The sequence below is a fragment of the Comamonas sp. Z1 genome, assembly GCF_008121555.1.
Lineage (GTDB): Bacteria > Pseudomonadota > Gammaproteobacteria > Burkholderiales > Burkholderiaceae_C > Comamonas > Comamonas thiooxydans.
In genome coordinates, this window is sequence record NZ_VOQT01000007.1 from 218,938 (window position 1) to 235,057 (window position 16,120).

Here is a 16,120-nt window from a genome sequence, read left to right on the forward strand (position 1 = left end):
TATGAGCCAGGCACGCATACTGATTGTCACCCAGCCCAAAAGCCCGGTACGTCATCGCCTGCGTGCCCGGATCAGCGCTTTGGGCCTTGATAAAGAACTGGGCGAGCGCCTGTTCTCTCCAGACAACTGGCACCAAACCTGGTGTGGCCCGTTTGACTCCGGGCAAGAGGCACTGCTCGCCTTGCTGGCCGCAGGCAATGCCGTGCAAGCGGCGCAGCTGAAGGCCTTCGAGCTCAGCTTCAACCGCATTCGCGGTGAGGAGGGCGAGCGCATTCACTGGTCTTTGCTAACCCGCGGACGTCCGGAGCCTTTCAACCAACTGCTGGCAACGCTACAGACCGAGTTGAAATCCCACGGTTTCAAGGATGACGGCCATAGACCGCACATCACCATCAGCTACAAAGCTCTACATGCCCTGCCCACTCGGCGTATCGATCCCGTCGACTGGCTGATCGATGAGATCCAGCTGGTCGAGCGAACCGGCACAGGCAAGCAGTTACGCTACCAGCTACTGCATCGCTGGCCATTGGCTTCCGGCTCTCCGCCTCGTCCTCAACAGCTACGCCTGTTTCACTGATTCAAGGCTCAAGCCCTGGCTTGAGCCTTGAATACCTTGTTTGTTTGCCATTCCATGTCCCTCACTTCGCAAATCCGCATTCCCGCCACCTATATGCGCGGAGGCACCAGCAAAGGTGTGTTCTTCAAGCTTCAGGATCTGCCCGAGGCGGCCCGGCAGCCCGGCCCTGTTCGCGACGCCATCTTTTTGCGCACTCTGGGTAGCCCCGACCCTTATGGCAAACAGATTGACGGCATGGGCAATGCCTCATCCTCCACCAGCAAAGGCGTGATCCTCAGCCGGAGCGCAAGCGCCGATCACGATGTGGACTATCTGTTCGGCCAGGTCTCCATCGATCAGCCTTTTGTGGACTGGAGCGGCAACTGCGGCAACCTGAGCGCTGCCGTCGGCCCCTGCGCCATTCACATGGGTCTGATTCCGGCCGAGCGCATTCCGCAAAACGGCGTGGCCGTCATTCGCATCTGGCAGGCCAATATCGGCAAGACCATCATCAACCATGTGCAGATCCGCGATGGTCAGGTGCAGGAAACCGGGGACTTCGAACTTGACGGCGTGACCTTTGCCGCTGCCGAAGTGGCCCTGGAGTTCCTGGACCCCGCCGATGAAGGTGAGGACGGAGCTGCCATGTTTCCCACCGGCAATGTCTGCGACGAGCTGGATGTGCCCGGCGTCGGCCACTTTTGCGCGACCCTCATCAATGCCGGCATTCCGACCATCTTTCTCGATGCCAGAGAGCTGGGCTATACCGGCTGCGAACTGCAGGATGCCATCAACAGCGATAGCCCCGCCCTGGCCAGGTTCGAAGCCATCCGCGCCCATGGCGCACTCAGGATGGGTCTGATCAAGGATCTGGGTGAAGCTGCCACACGCCAGCACACGCCCAAGATAGGCTTTGTGGCTCCTGCGCAAAGCTATATCGCCTCAAGCGGTAAAGCCATTGCAGCCAGGGATATTGATCTGGTGGTTCGGGCGCTGTCCATGGGCAAGCTGCACCACGCCATGATGGGCACGGCCGCCGTCGCCATTGGCACGGCTGCCGCCATTCCCGGCACGCTGGTCAATCTGGCGGCGGGCGGCGGCGAGCGCCAGTCCGTACGCTTTGGCCATCCCAGCGGCACCCTGCGTGTGGGGGCCGAAGCCAGGAGCGACCAGGGTCAATGGCAGGTCACCAAGGCCTTGATGAGCCGCAGCGCCCGCATTCTGATGGAAGGCTGGGTACGGGTGCCTGGCGAGGTGCTGCAGGCCTGACACCGGGTATTGCCCTGCCGCACGCAGGCCTGGGCAGGGTTCAAGCGCTCAAGATGACGCTTTCAATCCGGTGGCGGCCTTTGTTCTTGGCCGCATAGAGCTGCCGGTCCACGGCTTCGATAAAGCTGGCAGGTCGATCATGCTCTGCCGGCTGCACCGTCCCCGCACCAATGCTCATGGTGACCCGCCTGCCATGGGGCGACAGTGCATGCACGATGGACTGCTTCTGGATCAGGCGCTGGCAGCGCTCGGCCACTTTTTGCGCAGTTTCGGCATCGGCTTCGGGCAGCAGCACCACAAACTCCTCGCCACCGTAACGCGCCACTAGGTCACGCTGTCCGTCCAGCGCCAGGCTCAGGGTCTGGGCAATATCCACCAGACATTTGTCGCCCTGGATATGACCGTATAAATCGTTGTATTGCTTGAAGAAGTCGACATCGAACAGCAGCATGGACAGGGGCTTGCCATCGCTGCGCGTGCGCTCCCATTCCTGCTCGAAACTGGTATCGAAGCAGCGCCGGTTGGCAATGCTGGTCAGACCATCCTTGAAGGAAAGCACCTCCAGCTCCTTTTGCAGACTCAGCAGCCTTTCCTCGGTCTTCTTGCGCTCGCTGATGTCGAACATGAAGCCGATCAGCGCTTCGGCCTCGCCTTGCGCATTGCGCACCACATGGACCACATCGCGAATCCAGACATAGCCGTTGTCCTTGGTCAGCGCGCGATAGTCAGCCTCATGGTCCACGCCCGCCTGGGACTGGCTCACGCAGAAATTCACCACATATTCACGGTCCTCGGGGTGCATACGCATGGCCCAGTCTTCGACACTGACCCAGCTTTCACGGCTCCAGCCAAGCAGGCTCTCGATCTGAGGGCCGATATAGGCGAACTTCATGGTCGCCCAGTCGATCTTCCAGGGAATGGCCTTGGTGGATTCCAGCAAGGTTCTATAGACCGCACTCTCGTTCTCGAGCTCGCTCACGTCGGACATAACCCGTCTCTCTCCCGATCTCAATCGATAAAACATCAGGCTGGCTGTGGTGCTGGTCTTGACCCGGCCCACCAGACAGCGGAGCCTGCAGTCTTTCACACCCAGAAAGCCCGAGGCACAGCCCAATCTCCGCTTGCTGGTGATTGTTGCGCCGGATGCCGCAATTCACGCTATGCACTCACGATATTGGCCGAAATCATACGCATGGTGCACTGCAGGCGCTCAAGCAGTGTTGCTGCTAAGCCTTCATGCGCCGCCACAAAGTGGCCCGGCTGATGCCGAGAATTTCACAGGCCTGGCGCTGATCACCTCCGACCGACTCCAGCACTTCGCGCAATCGCTTCTGTTCGGCAAGGCGACCCGCGTCTCTGAGCTGTGCCTGCCGAGCCGCGGCAGGCTCGGCCAGAGCCAGGCCGTCGGCGCACTCCGGGAAGACTTCAAGCAAGCGCGCCATATCCAGAAGGCCACCCCGGCCTGAGTCCAGATAGTCGCTGCAGGCCAGCAGGCGCTCCACCCAGTTGTCCAGTTCACGGACATTGCCGGGCCAGTCATGCGCCGCAGCCCTGGCCAGCAGTGCATCGAGCTGCTGCTCCACTTTGTCATGCAGTGCGCGAGGCAACCCGCTTGCAGCGCTCAGGCGCTGAGCCAGCATGGCGCGGCCCAGTTCAGCAACATCGGCACCACCTCGCATTTGCAGCGAAGGCGTGCTCAGGCGCAGCACCGCCAGCCGGTAGTAGAGATCGCGCCGGAACCGGCCGCGCTCCACCTGATTCGCCAGATCCGCATGGGTGGCGGCAATCACGCGCACATCCACGGGAATCGGCGTGGTGGAACCTACGCGCAATACTTCACGCTCCTGCAGCACACGCAGCAGCCGCGATTGCAGCGCCAGCGGCATGTCGCCGATTTCATCGAGAAACAGGGTCCCGGTATGCGCAGCCTCGATTAGCCCGGTCTTGCCGCCGCGCCTGGCCCCGGTAAAAGCGCCTTCCTCGTAACCGAAAAGCTCGCTCTCCAGCAGGCTTTCGCTGAGCGCCGCGCAGTTGACCGCCAGAAATGGCTGCTCCGCACGCCGCCCCGCGCTGTGAATGCCTTGCGCCACCAGCTCCTTGCCGGTCCCGCTTTCGCCCAGAATCAGCACCGTCGCATCGCTGTTCGCGTACTGCCTGGCCAGCAGCCGCACGCGCTGGGCAGCGGGGCTGCTGCCCAGATAGTCCTCAATGCGCCAGCGTACACCGGCGGCTCTTTGCCGCTGACTGGCGCGCAGGCTGCGATCGGCCCGCTGAATGACGGCTGGATCGCGGCAGACCAGCAAAGCGCCGGTCACCAGCCCGTTCTCCACAATTGGCGCACGTCGCACCACCAGGGTACGCAGAGCCAGTTGCACCACCTCTTCTCCGCCCTCCTCGCCAGCGAGCGCCCGAGCCGTGCCCAGGGCCGGAGCCACCTCTTCCAGCATGCGGCCGTGCAAGGCATCGACCGGGGCTCCGAGCAAGGCGGCCATTCGTGGGTTCAGCGCGCAAATACGGCCACGCTCGTCCACGGCAGCCACACCATCCTGCAGTTGATGCAACACGGTTTCCAGCCGTTGATGCCGGTCGCGCTCGGCACGTCGATGACGGGCCAGCAGCATGGCGTCGCTGAGTGCCTGACGCACCGAAATATCGGAATACAGCAACACGCTGGCCATGCCCGCCTGCTCTGCCAAATCGGCCACCAGGCCCGGCGCAACCACGGCGCCAACGCCCGACGCCTTGAGCTTTTGCACGCAGGCCGGCGCGTCATGCGGACCTTGATAGGCAATCTGGACCAGGCCCAGGCCGAACAGGCTGTCGAACTGTGCCACCACGGGAGACGGCACCTCGAAGTTGACCAGACCCACGCGCGGAGCTTCTTCTGTGGTCTGCAACTTGGCCTGGCGCAGCGCCTGCAGCAAATCCAGGCCACGCACTTCGACCATGGCCATTGGAATGTCCACGCGCTCTCGAATCCAGGCACCACTGGCCCCCGCCCCCACAAGGGCATCGATGGGCTGGCGCAGATTGAGCGCCTGCACCTGGGCCACCGCATCGTCGAAAGAAGCCGAGATGTGCGAGAACCTGGCCTCACCCGACCAGAGCTGTGCCAGCCGCTCCAGCACCCGCCCCACACGGTAGCGGCCTACGGTGACGATGTGGGGCAAATGCGGCTGGCCAGCTGCCGGCAGACGTTTGACGCCATGATTCGATATCGCATTTGCTTCATTCATGAAAATTATTATTTCATCATCGAAACAGAAGCCATACACAACCGCAGATGGACACTCCACAAAACTCCAGAAATTCCAATGATTTCAAATGCTTGGAGAACAAAGGGTTTTCCCTAGATACGTCTGGCACAGTGCTTGCGGCAACAGCCCATACCAATAGGGATTTGGATCCAGGAGATATCCATGTTTTTGAACCGTCGCAATCTTGTTGTCCAGGCCTTGACTCTTTCCGTGCTGGGCGCAGCTGGCCTGGCCCAGGCCGCCGACTGGCCCACGCGCCCGATTCGCCTCGTGGTACCGTTTTCCGCAGGCGGCGCCAATGACTTGATGGCCCGTTCGGCGGCCGAAGGCGCTTCCAAGATCCTCGGCCAACCCGTGGTGATCGACAACCGCCCCGGCGCAGGTGGCACAGTGGGTGCCGATATCGTGGCCAAGGCCCAGCCCGATGGCTACACGCTGCTGGTCAGCGCGGCAGGCGTCATCTCCAACAGCATGATCAAGAAGACCATGCCTTTCAAGGATGATGCACTGCAGCCCGTGGTGATGATTGGCCTCGCACCTTCGGTGATCGTAGTGCCCAAGAACGCGCCCTATAACAATCTGCGCGACTTCGTCGAAGCTTCGAAGAAGGGCGCAGGCTTCAACTTTGCCACCGCCGGCACGGGCAGCACGCCTCACTTCGTGGCCGAGATGCTGAATGTGAAATACGGTGCCAAGCTGCAGCCCGTGCCCTACAAGAGCGGTTCGGAGAGCACCACGGCCGTGCTGGGCGGCCAGGTCGAAGGCACGTCCGAAGCCAGCATCATCGCGCTGCCGCACATCATTCACGAGGGCAAGTTCAAGCCTCTGGCCACGACCTGGACCCAGCGCATCTCGGCCTACCCCCAGCTCTCCACTGCTGTGGAGCAAGGCTTTGCGGATCTGCAGATCGCGCACTGGGCCGGCATTCATGCCCCCAAGGGCACACCGCCCGCCATTCTGGACAAGCTGGCAGCCGCCGTGGACAAGGCCATGAAGGAGCCTGCCACCGTCGAAAAGCTCAAGGGACTGGGCATCGAGCCGGTCGGCGGCACACGTGCGGAATTCGTGAAGTTTGCCGATGCCGAGCGCAAGCGCCTGGGCGAGATCGTCAAGGCAGCTCATATGCAGGAAAAGTGAGATTCACAAAAAACATAGCATCCAGCGTATACCCCATATACGCTGAAGCCTGAAAATAGTACTGAGAGCTGATTCATGATTTCCCGTAGAAACGCCTTGCTGCGCGCCACTGCCTGCGCTGCCGCCACCACCGCCTTGCTGGGCGGCCCCTCTGCCGCTCTGGCCCAGGGCTCTGAAGCCTGGCCCACCCGTACCGTCAAGCTCATCGTGCCCTATGCGGCAGGCGGCTATGCCGACACCCGCGCACGCCTGATTGCCGACTCGCTGGGCAAGGTGCTGGGCCAGCCCGTGATCATCGACAACCGCGGCGGTGCCGGTGGCGTAACGGGCACGGACGCCATCGCCAAGGCCAACGACGGCCACACCTTCGGCTTCGGCTCACCCGGCCCTTTGGTCACCAACCCCATGCTGATGAAGAAGATGCCTTATGACGCCAAGACGGCGTTCAAGCCCATCATCCTCATCGAGCAAGCCCCCCTGTTTCTGACCACCGCTCCCAATCAGCCTTTCAAGAGCGTGCAGCAACTGCTGGCCCATGCCAAGGCCAAGCCTGGCGATCTGACCTATGGATCCTCGGGCGTGGGCGGGGCCCATCATCTGTCGGGCGAGCTGCTGGCCTACCAGACCCAGACCCAGCTGACCCATGTGCCCTACAAGGGCGGCTCGCTGGCAGCCACCGACCTCATGGGCGGCCATCTGGCCATGATGTTCGAGATGGGCTACTCGGCCCTGCCCTCCATCAAAGCCAAAAAGATCAATGCCCTGGCCGTCTCCAGCAAGACACGCCTGGCCGTGCTGCCCGAGGTGCCCACGCTGGACGAAGCCGGGGTCAAGGGCTTTGAGTCGTACAACTGGCTGGGCATGATTGCGCCGGCCGGCACGCCCGACGCCGTGGTGGCCAAGCTCAACCAGGCCGTCAACGAAGCGCTCAAGACCGACAAGTCTCTGCGCCAGATGATCGAAAGCAGCGGCGGCCAGATCATGGGCGGCACACCCCAGGCCTATGGCAAATATCTTGAAGCCGAGCGCGCCAAGTGGGGGCCCGTGATTAAGAACGCGAATATTTCGCTGGACTGATTCCCCCTGAGCTGCTTCGCCGCCCTGGGCGCGAGGCAGCTGCTGCCAGGCAGCGCCCTGACTCGTCAAGGCTGACAGCCGGCCGCGCAGGGCAGATAAGCATCAGAGTCTTTTTTATCAAGAAATCTCATGAACCCCAAACAACAACTCAAAGCCCTGGCCGATGCCCGCCGTGGCGTCATCGTTCCCGGTGCATTCAACGCCATGTCGGCGCGGCTGATTGCCGATCTGGGCTTTGAAGCCATCTATGTGACCGGTGCCGGCGTGACCAATATGTGGTTCGGCATGCCCGACCAGGGTTTCATGGGTCTCGGCGATATCGCCGACCATACGGCCCGCATCCGCGACGCCGTGGAAGTGCCGCTGCTGGTCGATGCCGACACCGGCTTCGGCAATGCCGTCAACACCTACCACGCCGTGCGCACACTGGAGCGCGCCGGTGCCGACTGCATTCAGCTCGAGGACCAGGTCAGCCCCAAGCGCTGCGGCCACTTCAATGGCAAGGCCGTGATCGAAACCGACGAAATGCTGGGCAAGATCAAGGCCGCCGTCGATGCGCGCCGCGACAGCGGCACTCTCATCATGGCCCGTACCGACGCGGCCGCCATCCACGGCTTCGAAGCCGCCATCGAGCGTGCCCAGCAGTTTCAGGAAGCCGGCGCCGACATCCTGTTTGTCGAGGCCGTCACCCAGGCCGAAGAAGTGCGCGCCCTGCCTCAGCGCCTGCAAGCTCCCCAGCTCATGAATATGGTCATTGGCGGCAAGACCCCCATCTTCAACGCCGATGAACTGGGCGAGCTGGGCTATGGCTTTGTGCTCTACGCCAATGCCGCACTTCAAGGGGCCGTGGCCGGCATGCAAAAGTGCCTGACCCTGCTGCGCGACGATCACAAGGTCGATGAGGACCCTGCCATCGTCGCCCCCTTCCTTGAACGCCAGCGGCTGGTGAACAAGGACTTCTGGGATGGGCTGGAGCAAAAGTACCAGTAATCCGGTCTCCGGACCCAGCGCCTGAATCGCGTGCAGCATTGATACATCAGGCGCCGCACGCCATGTTTTCAGGCCGGTGTGACCATGGCCGGCAGCATTCACTCCCTCGACTACGGCCTCGAAACCGGATGCGCAGGGAGCTCTGGGCGTCATCCTCTAGCGCAGCGTGGCCCCATCGAGCACCAGCCTGACCCGCATCAAGGCATGCCGAAGTTTTTCGAGCGACACCGAACCCAAGGCCAGCCGCAGTGCTTGCGGCACTTGCACGCCAGTGGCGAAGGGTTCGGCCGTTGACACGGAAATTCCTGCCGTCTGCAGCGCCATCGCGACCTGATCAGCCCTCAGCTCGTCAGGCATGGGGAGCCAGACAAAATACGAACTGGGGTGGCACATACAGGGCAGCCCCTTGAAGACCTGCGTCACCTGTTTCTGACGCATCTGGGCGTCCTCTCGCTTCTGAGCTTCCAGCCTGGCAACCGTCCCGTCTCTCAGCCAATTCACAACCATGGCGGTCATGACGCCGGGGGTGTTCCAGGTCGTTGCGCGTATAGCTCGTTCTATCCGAGATATCCAGGCTGCCGGCGCAGCCACAAAGCCCACCCGCAAACCCGTGGCGACACTCTTGGAAAAGCCTGAGACATATACCGTGGACTCAGGCAGCAGTGCGGCCATGGGCAGTGGTGCATCCGGAGCAAGAAACGCATACGCGGCATCTTCGATCAGCAACAGGCCATGGCGACGGATCAACGCTGCAAATGCATGACGTCGGTTGATGCTCATCACCCATCCAAGCGGGTTATGGAGAGTCGGCATTGCATAGACCGCGCGCACCTTGCGGCGTTGGCACAGCAACTCCAGCGCATCGAGATCCGGCCCCGAACCAGCTGCCGGAATGGCAATCAGCTCAAGCCTCAGCTGTTGCGCCAGCACCTTGAAGCCCGGGTAACTCAAAGCATCAACAGCCACTACATCGCCCGGTTGCAGCAATGCCATGGCCGTGCTTGCGAGTCCATGCTGCGCTCCATCCACGATAAGCACCTGCTCGGCAGGAACCGTCAGCCGACGGTTTTCAAGGTATAGGGCGATAGCAGCTCGCTCATGGGCCCGGCCTCCGTGCGGCTGATAGCGCAGCAGTGCCTCCAAATCTCCACTGGCGGCAAGTTGACGCAATGCGGAGCGCAACAACTCGGCTTGGCCAGGAAGAGCAGGAGCGTTGAAGTTCAGGTCCAGCATGCCTACCGCAGCGGCATGCTGGTCGATACCGAGGCCACGTGGCAGCGCGGTTTCGCGCACAAAAGTTCCTCGCCCCGTTTCGCCGCTGACCAGGCCCATGGCCTGCAGTTCGGCATAGACACGAGTCGCCGTAACCAGGGCCAGTCCCTCCCGGGATGCCAGTTGCCGGTGGGTGGGCAGGCGTGTGCCCGGTGCCAGCCGGCCTTCGCGAATTTCCGAGGCTAGCTGGTCCACCAGCTGCTTGTATCGGGCAATCGGCATATAGAACCTGTATCCATGACAATTATTTGAGTGTATTGGACCTCATCTCTAGCATGAGCATTGATACAAGTTCACATCCGGAACATCCCAATGCATATCGCAATCCTGACTTTCGAAGGCTTTAACGAGCTCGACTCACTCATTTCTCTAGGCATACTCAACCGCATCAAGCGACCCGGCTGGCGGGTGTCGATTGCCTGCCCGAGCGCACGCGTCAAGTCAATGAACGGAGTGGTCATCGAAGCCCAGGCCACTCTGGAGGACGCGAGTGCTGCAGATGCGGTCATCGTGGGCAGTGGAATGCAAACGCGTGAGGTCGCGCGCAATGCCGACCTCATGTCGAGACTCAGGCTGGACCCTGCACGGCAACTGATTGCTGCACAGTGCTCCGGCACGCTGATACTGGCCAAGCTCGGCTTGCTGGATGGCGTGATGGCGTGTACCGACCTGACAACCAGGCCCTGGGTTGAAGAGGCTGGCATTCGCGTACTGGAGCAACCATTCTTCGCAAACGGCAATGTGGCTACCGCTGGAGGTTGCCTGGCTGCGCAATACCTCGCCACCTGGCTTATTGCCCGTGTCGAGGGGATCGAGGCCGCCAGGAGCGCATTGCATTACGTGGCCCCTGTGGGTGAAAAAGATGTCTATATGGCCCGGGCCATCGCCAATATCTCGCCTTACCTGCCGGCCTGACTTGCTGCATCAGCGTGATCGCGGAAGCGCGCTGAAGACCTCAGACAACTCGAATGCGGCCGGTCGCCGGTCCCGGTAAAGCCTCCGAGCCCGGACTCTTTGCAAATTCCGGATTGTTCGCTTGCACAAAATCGCTGATGTCCTCAGCTTGAGAACACCCTGGCAGTCAAAACGATCCTCATTCTGGCTGCTGCAGGCAAGGCACAGCAGGCACGGCTCTGACAATGGCTCAGGCCGCCTTCCAGCCTTGCAGCATCAAATCCAGCGCCTGCAAGGACTCGTTCAGGCGCTCGGGTGGAGCACCCTCCTCGGCAATCCAGAAAGCCGCTTCAATCAGGCAGCCGTTGAGTAACCTTGCCAGCGCCGCTGCACTGGCATTCACGATCACCCCCTCGTCGATGAGCTGCTGCAAAAAACCGGCGATAAAAGCAATGCATTGCTGGTGCTGCTGACCTTGGTCGGTGCCAGTGAGCACAGAGCGTGCATCCTGCAGCACGATGCGACGAATTTCTGCCTCCTGCGCCATGGCCAGATAGGCGCGGCAATAGGCCAGAAAGCCTTCCCATGGATCGTCATGGCCTCGCAGCACAAGCTCCAGCCGCTGGTCCATTTCTTCATCCATCTGGGCCACCACGGCAGCCAGCAGGCCGGGCTTGCCACCAAAGTGGTGATAGAGCGCGCCGCGCGTCAAACCGGCCTGCGCGGTCAGCTCGTCCATGGCGGCCTGGGCGTAGCCATGCTGGGCGAAAGCGCTGCGCGCAGCACTGATCAGCTTGGCCCGCGTGGCTTCGATCATGCTGGCACGACTCTGGCGAACTTGGGTCACTGCGAACTCCCGGCAATATTCACATACAAAGCGTATGCCAATCATACGCGCTACATCCCAAGCTCCTAGAATGTCACTCGCATACACGATGTATGCAAATGAATCTATTCAAGGGTTTCCATGTTGAATGCTTACCGCAAGCTGTTTACGGCGCCGGGCAGCACGGGCTTTGTGCTGGCCGGGCTGCTGGCGCGACTGCCGCTGTCGATGACAGGGATTGGCTTGATCACCATGCTGTCGCAGCAGCGCGGCGCCTACACGCTGGCAGGCATGGTGTCGGCCTGTTTCGCGCTGTCGATTGCCGTTCTGGCACCGCGCATCTCGGCGCTGGTTGACCGTTACGGCCAGTTCAGGGTGCTGCCGTTTGCGGCCGCCAGCAGTGCGCTGTCGATGCTGGCCCTTCTGGCCTGCGCCCACTGGCAGGGGCCGGACTGGCTGCTGCTGGTACTGGCCGCTGCCGTCGGCAGCCTGCCCAGCATGCCGGCCATGGTCCGCGCCCGCTGGACGGCGATCTACAGTGGAACGCCTCAGCTGCAGACCGCGTTTGCACTGGAAGGCGTGCTCGACGACCTGGCCTTTATCGTCGGCCCACCGCTGTCGGTGGGTCTGAGCATGCTGCTGTTCCCCGAGGCCGGCCCGCTGGCAGCAGCGCTGTTCCTCATCATAGGCGTAGGCCTGTTTGTGGTGCAACGCCGTACCGAACCACCTGTCAGCCCCCATACCAGCTCGGAAACAGGCAGGGCTTCGTCGATGCTGCGCCAGCCCGTGGTGCGCACGCTGGCGCTGTTCATGCTGGCACAAGGCGTCATCGTGGGCGTGATCGATGTGGCCAGCGTGGCCTTCGCCACAGCTCAGGGCCAGCCCGGCATGGCCAGTGTGGTGCTGTCCTTCTATGCGCTGGGCTCCTGCGCCATGGGCTTGCTGTTTGGCACGCTACGCCTGCAGATGCCGCTCAGCCGCCAGATCGTCTGGGTCGGGGCATCGGTCGCCATCTCCGCCCTGCCCCTGTTGCTGGCCAGCAATCTGACGGCACTGACGCTGGCCGTTCTGCTGGCAGGCATTACCTTTGGCCCGACGATTACCGTGGCCATGAGTCTGGTGGAGCAGCAGGTACAAGCAAACCGACTGACCGAGGGCATGACCTGGCTGCTGACTGGCCTCGCCAGCGGTGTGGCCCTGGGCGCTGCCGCTGCCGGCTGGCTGATAGACCACTGGGGCGCACAGCAATCGTTTGTGCTGACGCTGCTGGCGGGCGGCGCCATGTGGCTGTGGGGCGTGCAAGCCGGACGGCAAGCCGACCGTGCATCCGCACCGGGCATGACGGCCATCAACATGTGAGTCAGCCGCTATTGCTTATTCAGCCGTCGGCTGCCGCTCTTCTCAAGAGTCGTCCTGCGCGGATGCGGCAGCCGGCAGAGCCAGACCAGGTGCTCGTGCCAGCGCAATAAAGGCCTGCAGATAGTCGGTATGCAACTCTGCCTCACGCGCGCCGAGGTAGATTTGCTTGGCTATGCCCTTGCTGCCCAGCTTCACGGGTACGACTGCCATCTTTTCGGCATATTCCAGAGCCAGCCAGCGCGGCAGAGCCGCGACGCCCCGCCCGCTGGCGACCATCTGCATCATGATGTCGGTGGTCTCTATGGTTTTATGGCGCCTGGGGGCAATGCCTTTGGGTAGTAAAAACCGGGTATAGATGTCGAGCCGATCCACGGCCACGGGATAGGTAATCAGCACCTCGCGAGACAGATCGCCGGGCTTGACATGGTCGACCCGGGCCAAGGCGTGATCCGCAGCCACGACCAGCACCTGCTCATAGTCAAAAACGGGCTCGAAATGCAGACCCGGCTTGAACAACGGATCGGGCGTGACCAGCATGTCGATCTCATAGCCGAACAGCGCACCGATGCCGCCAAACTGGAACTTCTGCTTCACGTCCACATCCACGTCGGGCCAGGCGGCCAGATAGGGTGAGACGATTTTCAGCAGCCACTGGTAGCAGGGATGGCATTCCATGCCGATGCGCAAGCTGCCGCGCTCTCCCAGAGCAAATTGCTGCAAACGCGACTCGGCCAGATCCAGCTGAGGCAGCACGCGATTGGCCACTGCCAGCAGGTATTGACCCGCCTGCGTCAGGCGCAGGCTGCGCCCTTCACGCAACCAGACATCGGTGCCGAGTTGGGCTTCCAGCTTTCTCATGCTGTGGCTCAGGGCGGACTGTGTGACGCACAGCACATCAGCTGCCGCAGTCAAAGAACCTTGTTTTTCAACCTCTTGCACGATGGCGAGATGGATACGCTCAATCATCTGTGAACACAATTCATGGATACATGAGAAACAACCATTTTACTTCATGTATCGATTCCAGGAACATCCAGTCCGCTGACCCGAGCCACTCTGGCCATGGGCCGAAGATCACAAGACTGGATTTCTGCATGACGACTATTCACAACCTGGGCTTTCCTCGCATCGGCGCAAAGCGCGAACTGAAGTTTGCGCTGGAGTCCTACTGGAGAGGCGAGACCTCGCGCGATGCGCTCAAGGCGCTGGGCGCCGAGCTGCGCCAACGCCACTGGACCGCGCAGCAAGAGCTGGACTGGGTGCCTGTGGGTGACTTCGCGTTCTACGACCAAGTACTGGACATGAGCTTTACGCTGGGCAATCTGCCCGAACGGGTGCAAGGCTTTGAAGGCGATGCGCTGGACAACTACTTTCGTGTGGCCCGTGGTCGTTCGGCGGTCGCGACCGAATCCCCTAGTACCGGCCACACCCACTGCTGCGCTGGCATCGCCGCAGCCGAGATGACCAAGTGGTTTGACACCAACTACCACTACATCGTGCCCGAGTTAAGCTCGACCACCGAATTCAAGCTCGATGCGTCGCGCCTGCTGGAACAACTGGCCGAAGCCAGGACACAAGGCATCCAGGCCAAACCCGTCCTCATAGGCCCCGTCACCTATCTGGCGCTGGGCAAGGCCAAGGACGGCACCAGCAAGCTGGAGCTGCTGCAGCGGCTGCTGCCCGTCTATGCCCAACTACTGGATGCGCTGGCGACCCAGGGTGTGGAATGGGTGCAGATGGATGAGCCCATCCTGGTCACCGAACTCGATGCCGACTGGCAACATGCGTTCAACACTGCTTACCACCACCTCAAGAGCTGCAGGGTCAAGCTGCTGCTGGCGACCTATTTCGGCCAGTTGGCTGAAAACAAATATCTGGCAGCAAACCTGCCCGTAGCCGGCCTGCACATCGATGCCATCAACGGCCAGGACGATGTGCAACAGTTGCTGGGGCTGCTGCCCGCGCACAAGGTGCTGTCTCTGGGCGTGATCAACGGCCGCAATATCTGGAAAACCGATCTGAATGCCGTGCTGGACTGGGTGGAGCCGCTGGCAGAGCGCCTAGGCGACCGTCTCTGGATTGCGCCATCCTGCTCCTTGCTGCATGTACCCGTGGATCTGAACAGCGAACAAAAGTTGGATGCCGACATCAAATCCTGGCTGGCCTATGCTCTGCAAAAACTGGATGAGCTACGCGTGCTGGGCAAGGCTTTGCGCGATGGCCGAGATGCTGTCACAGCCGAATTGGCCGACAACGCTTCTGCTCTGGCCGCGCGCCGCACATCGCATCGCGTCCACAACCCTGCCGTGCAAGCTGCGGTCAAGCAGATCAGCTCCCAGTTGGGCCAACGCCAGAGCAGCTACGAAGCGCGCTCTCCGAAGCAAGCCCGGCTGCTCAAGCTGCCAGCCTTCCCGACCACCACCATCGGCTCTTTTCCCCAGACGGCAAAGATACGCCAGGCGCGCAGCGAATTCAAGGCCGGTCGCCTGGATTTCGCCCGCTACCAAGGCGCCATGCGTGCCGAGATTGAACGCTGCGTGCGAGAGCAGGAGGCTCTGGGGCTGGACGTTCTGGTGCATGGCGAGGCCGAGCGCAACGACATGGTCGAATATTTCGGCGAGCAGCTCGATGGCTATGCCTTCAGCCAGTTCGGCTGGGTGCAGTCCTATGGCTCACGCTGCGTCAAGCCGCCCATTCTGTTCGGCGACATCAGCCGCCCCAAGGCCATGACGACGGAATGGATCCAGTACGCCCAGTCCTTGACCCGCAAACCCGTGAAAGGAATGCTGACAGGCCCGGTCACCATCCTGAACTGGTCATTCGTGCGCGATGACCAGCCGCGCGCCACATCCTGCTATCAGCTGGCTCTGGCGATTCGCGCGGAAGTGCTGGATCTGGAAAGAGCCGGCGTGCGCGTGATCCAGATCGACGAGGCTGCATTGCGCGAGGGCTTGCCATTGCGCAAATCACAATGGAAGGAATATCTGCACTGGGCCGTGGAGTCCTTCCGCATCAGCGCCAATGGCGTTGCCGATGAAACCCAGATTCACACCCATATGTGCTATTCGGAGTTCAACGACATCATTGCGTCCATTGCAGCCATGGACGCCGATGTGATCACCATAGAGACTTCGCGCTCGGACATGGAGTTGCTTGAGGCCTTCGAGCACTTCGATTACCCCAATGAGATCGGCCCGGGCGTCTATGACATCCACTCTCCCAATATTCCCACCAAGGCAGGCATCGTGCAGCTCATGCAGAAAGCAGCAGAACGCATTCCCGCCGAACGCCTCTGGGTCAACCCCGACTGCGGCCTCAAGACACGTCAGTGGGCCGAAGTGATTCCTGCACTGCAGCACATGGTGGAGGCTGCCAGAACATTGCGCCGGTCTGTCAAAGTAGCCGAATCCGCCTGAAAGCAGGCGGCGCTCCAGCCTTCTCCTAGTTGCCCAGGCATGCCCTGGGCTTTTTCATACCGAAATG

Annotated in this window: 13 protein-coding genes; 8 read left to right on the top strand and 5 right to left on the bottom strand. The window is 61.5% G+C overall.

From position 1 onward, the window contains the following. Position 1: 1 nt before the first annotated feature. Both FSY45_RS15005 and prpF read left to right on the top strand, forming a co-directional pair. Positions 2 to 577 (top strand): 2'-5' RNA ligase family protein, encoded by a 576-nt coding sequence (locus FSY45_RS15005; RefSeq protein ID WP_004341364.1) that lies wholly within the window; start codon positions 2 to 4, stop codon positions 575 to 577. Between the two features lie 54 nt (positions 578 to 631). After that, positions 632 to 1,825, top strand: a complete 1,194-nt coding sequence (gene prpF, locus FSY45_RS15010; RefSeq protein WP_046461324.1) for a 2-methylaconitate cis-trans isomerase PrpF — start codon at positions 632 to 634, stop codon at positions 1,823 to 1,825. Positions 1,826 to 1,865: 40 nt separating this feature from the next. On the opposite strand, the gene FSY45_RS15015 is transcribed toward prpF, so the two are convergent. Together FSY45_RS15015 and prpR are read right to left on the bottom strand one after the other, a co-directional pair. Beyond that, positions 1,866 to 2,813, bottom strand: a complete 948-nt coding sequence (locus tag FSY45_RS15015) for a sensor domain-containing diguanylate cyclase (RefSeq protein WP_004341372.1) — start codon at positions 2,811 to 2,813, stop codon at positions 1,866 to 1,868. A gap of 238 nt (positions 2,814 to 3,051) precedes the next feature. Beyond that, positions 3,052 to 5,061: a propionate catabolism operon regulatory protein PrpR gene (gene prpR / locus FSY45_RS15020; RefSeq protein WP_046461323.1), complete on the bottom strand. Its 2,010-nt coding sequence runs from the start codon at positions 5,059 to 5,061 to the stop codon at positions 3,052 to 3,054. 183 nt (positions 5,062 to 5,244) lie between these two features. Between prpR and FSY45_RS15025 the strand changes: the two genes are divergently transcribed. From FSY45_RS15025 to FSY45_RS15035, 3 genes are all read left to right on the top strand, one after another. Next, the gene (locus FSY45_RS15025; RefSeq protein WP_004341375.1) at positions 5,245 to 6,219 is read left to right on the top strand and encodes a tripartite tricarboxylate transporter substrate binding protein; all 975 of its coding nucleotides are present in this window, start codon (positions 5,245 to 5,247) and stop codon (positions 6,217 to 6,219) included. Between the two features lie 75 nt (positions 6,220 to 6,294). Then, positions 6,295 to 7,296, top strand: coding sequence for a tripartite tricarboxylate transporter substrate binding protein (locus FSY45_RS15030; RefSeq protein WP_034363672.1), 1,002 nt, complete (start codon positions 6,295 to 6,297; stop codon positions 7,294 to 7,296). Positions 7,297 to 7,425: 129 nt separating this feature from the next. Continuing rightward, positions 7,426 to 8,286, top strand: coding sequence for an oxaloacetate decarboxylase (locus FSY45_RS15035; RefSeq protein ID WP_004341379.1), 861 nt, complete (start codon positions 7,426 to 7,428; stop codon positions 8,284 to 8,286). A 156-nt stretch (positions 8,287 to 8,442) separates the two neighbouring features. Here FSY45_RS15035 and FSY45_RS15040 read toward each other — a convergent pair whose 3' ends face one another. Further along, complete coding sequence (locus FSY45_RS15040; RefSeq protein ID WP_004341380.1) at positions 8,443 to 9,780, bottom strand: PLP-dependent aminotransferase family protein; 1,338 nt, start codon at positions 9,778 to 9,780, stop codon at positions 8,443 to 8,445. A 90-nt stretch (positions 9,781 to 9,870) separates the two neighbouring features. On the opposite strand from FSY45_RS15040, the gene FSY45_RS15045 reads away from it, so the two are divergent. Next, positions 9,871 to 10,473, top strand: coding sequence for a DJ-1/PfpI family protein (locus FSY45_RS15045; RefSeq protein WP_004341382.1), 603 nt, complete (start codon positions 9,871 to 9,873; stop codon positions 10,471 to 10,473). Between the two features lie 229 nt (positions 10,474 to 10,702). Here FSY45_RS15045 and FSY45_RS15050 read toward each other — a convergent pair whose 3' ends face one another. Beyond that, positions 10,703 to 11,269 (bottom strand): TetR/AcrR family transcriptional regulator, encoded by a 567-nt coding sequence (locus FSY45_RS15050; RefSeq protein WP_004341384.1) that lies wholly within the window; start codon positions 11,267 to 11,269, stop codon positions 10,703 to 10,705. 150 nt (positions 11,270 to 11,419) lie between these two features. Here FSY45_RS15050 and FSY45_RS15055 point away from each other — a divergent pair, with 150 nt between their 5' ends. Next, a complete protein-coding gene (locus tag FSY45_RS15055; protein WP_004341387.1) occupies positions 11,420 to 12,637 on the top strand; it encodes an MFS transporter in 1,218 nt (405 codons plus the stop codon). A gap of 42 nt (positions 12,638 to 12,679) precedes the next feature. Here the strand turns inward: FSY45_RS15055 and FSY45_RS15060 are convergent, their stop codons facing one another. Next, positions 12,680 to 13,603, bottom strand: coding sequence for a LysR family transcriptional regulator (locus tag FSY45_RS15060; RefSeq protein WP_004341389.1), 924 nt, complete (start codon positions 13,601 to 13,603; stop codon positions 12,680 to 12,682). A 128-nt stretch (positions 13,604 to 13,731) separates the two neighbouring features. Here FSY45_RS15060 and metE point away from each other — a divergent pair, with 128 nt between their 5' ends. Then, the gene (gene metE, locus FSY45_RS15065) at positions 13,732 to 16,053 is read left to right on the top strand and encodes a 5-methyltetrahydropteroyltriglutamate--homocysteine S-methyltransferase (protein ID WP_046461321.1); all 2,322 of its coding nucleotides are present in this window, start codon (positions 13,732 to 13,734) and stop codon (positions 16,051 to 16,053) included. Positions 16,054 to 16,120 lie beyond the last annotated feature (67 nt).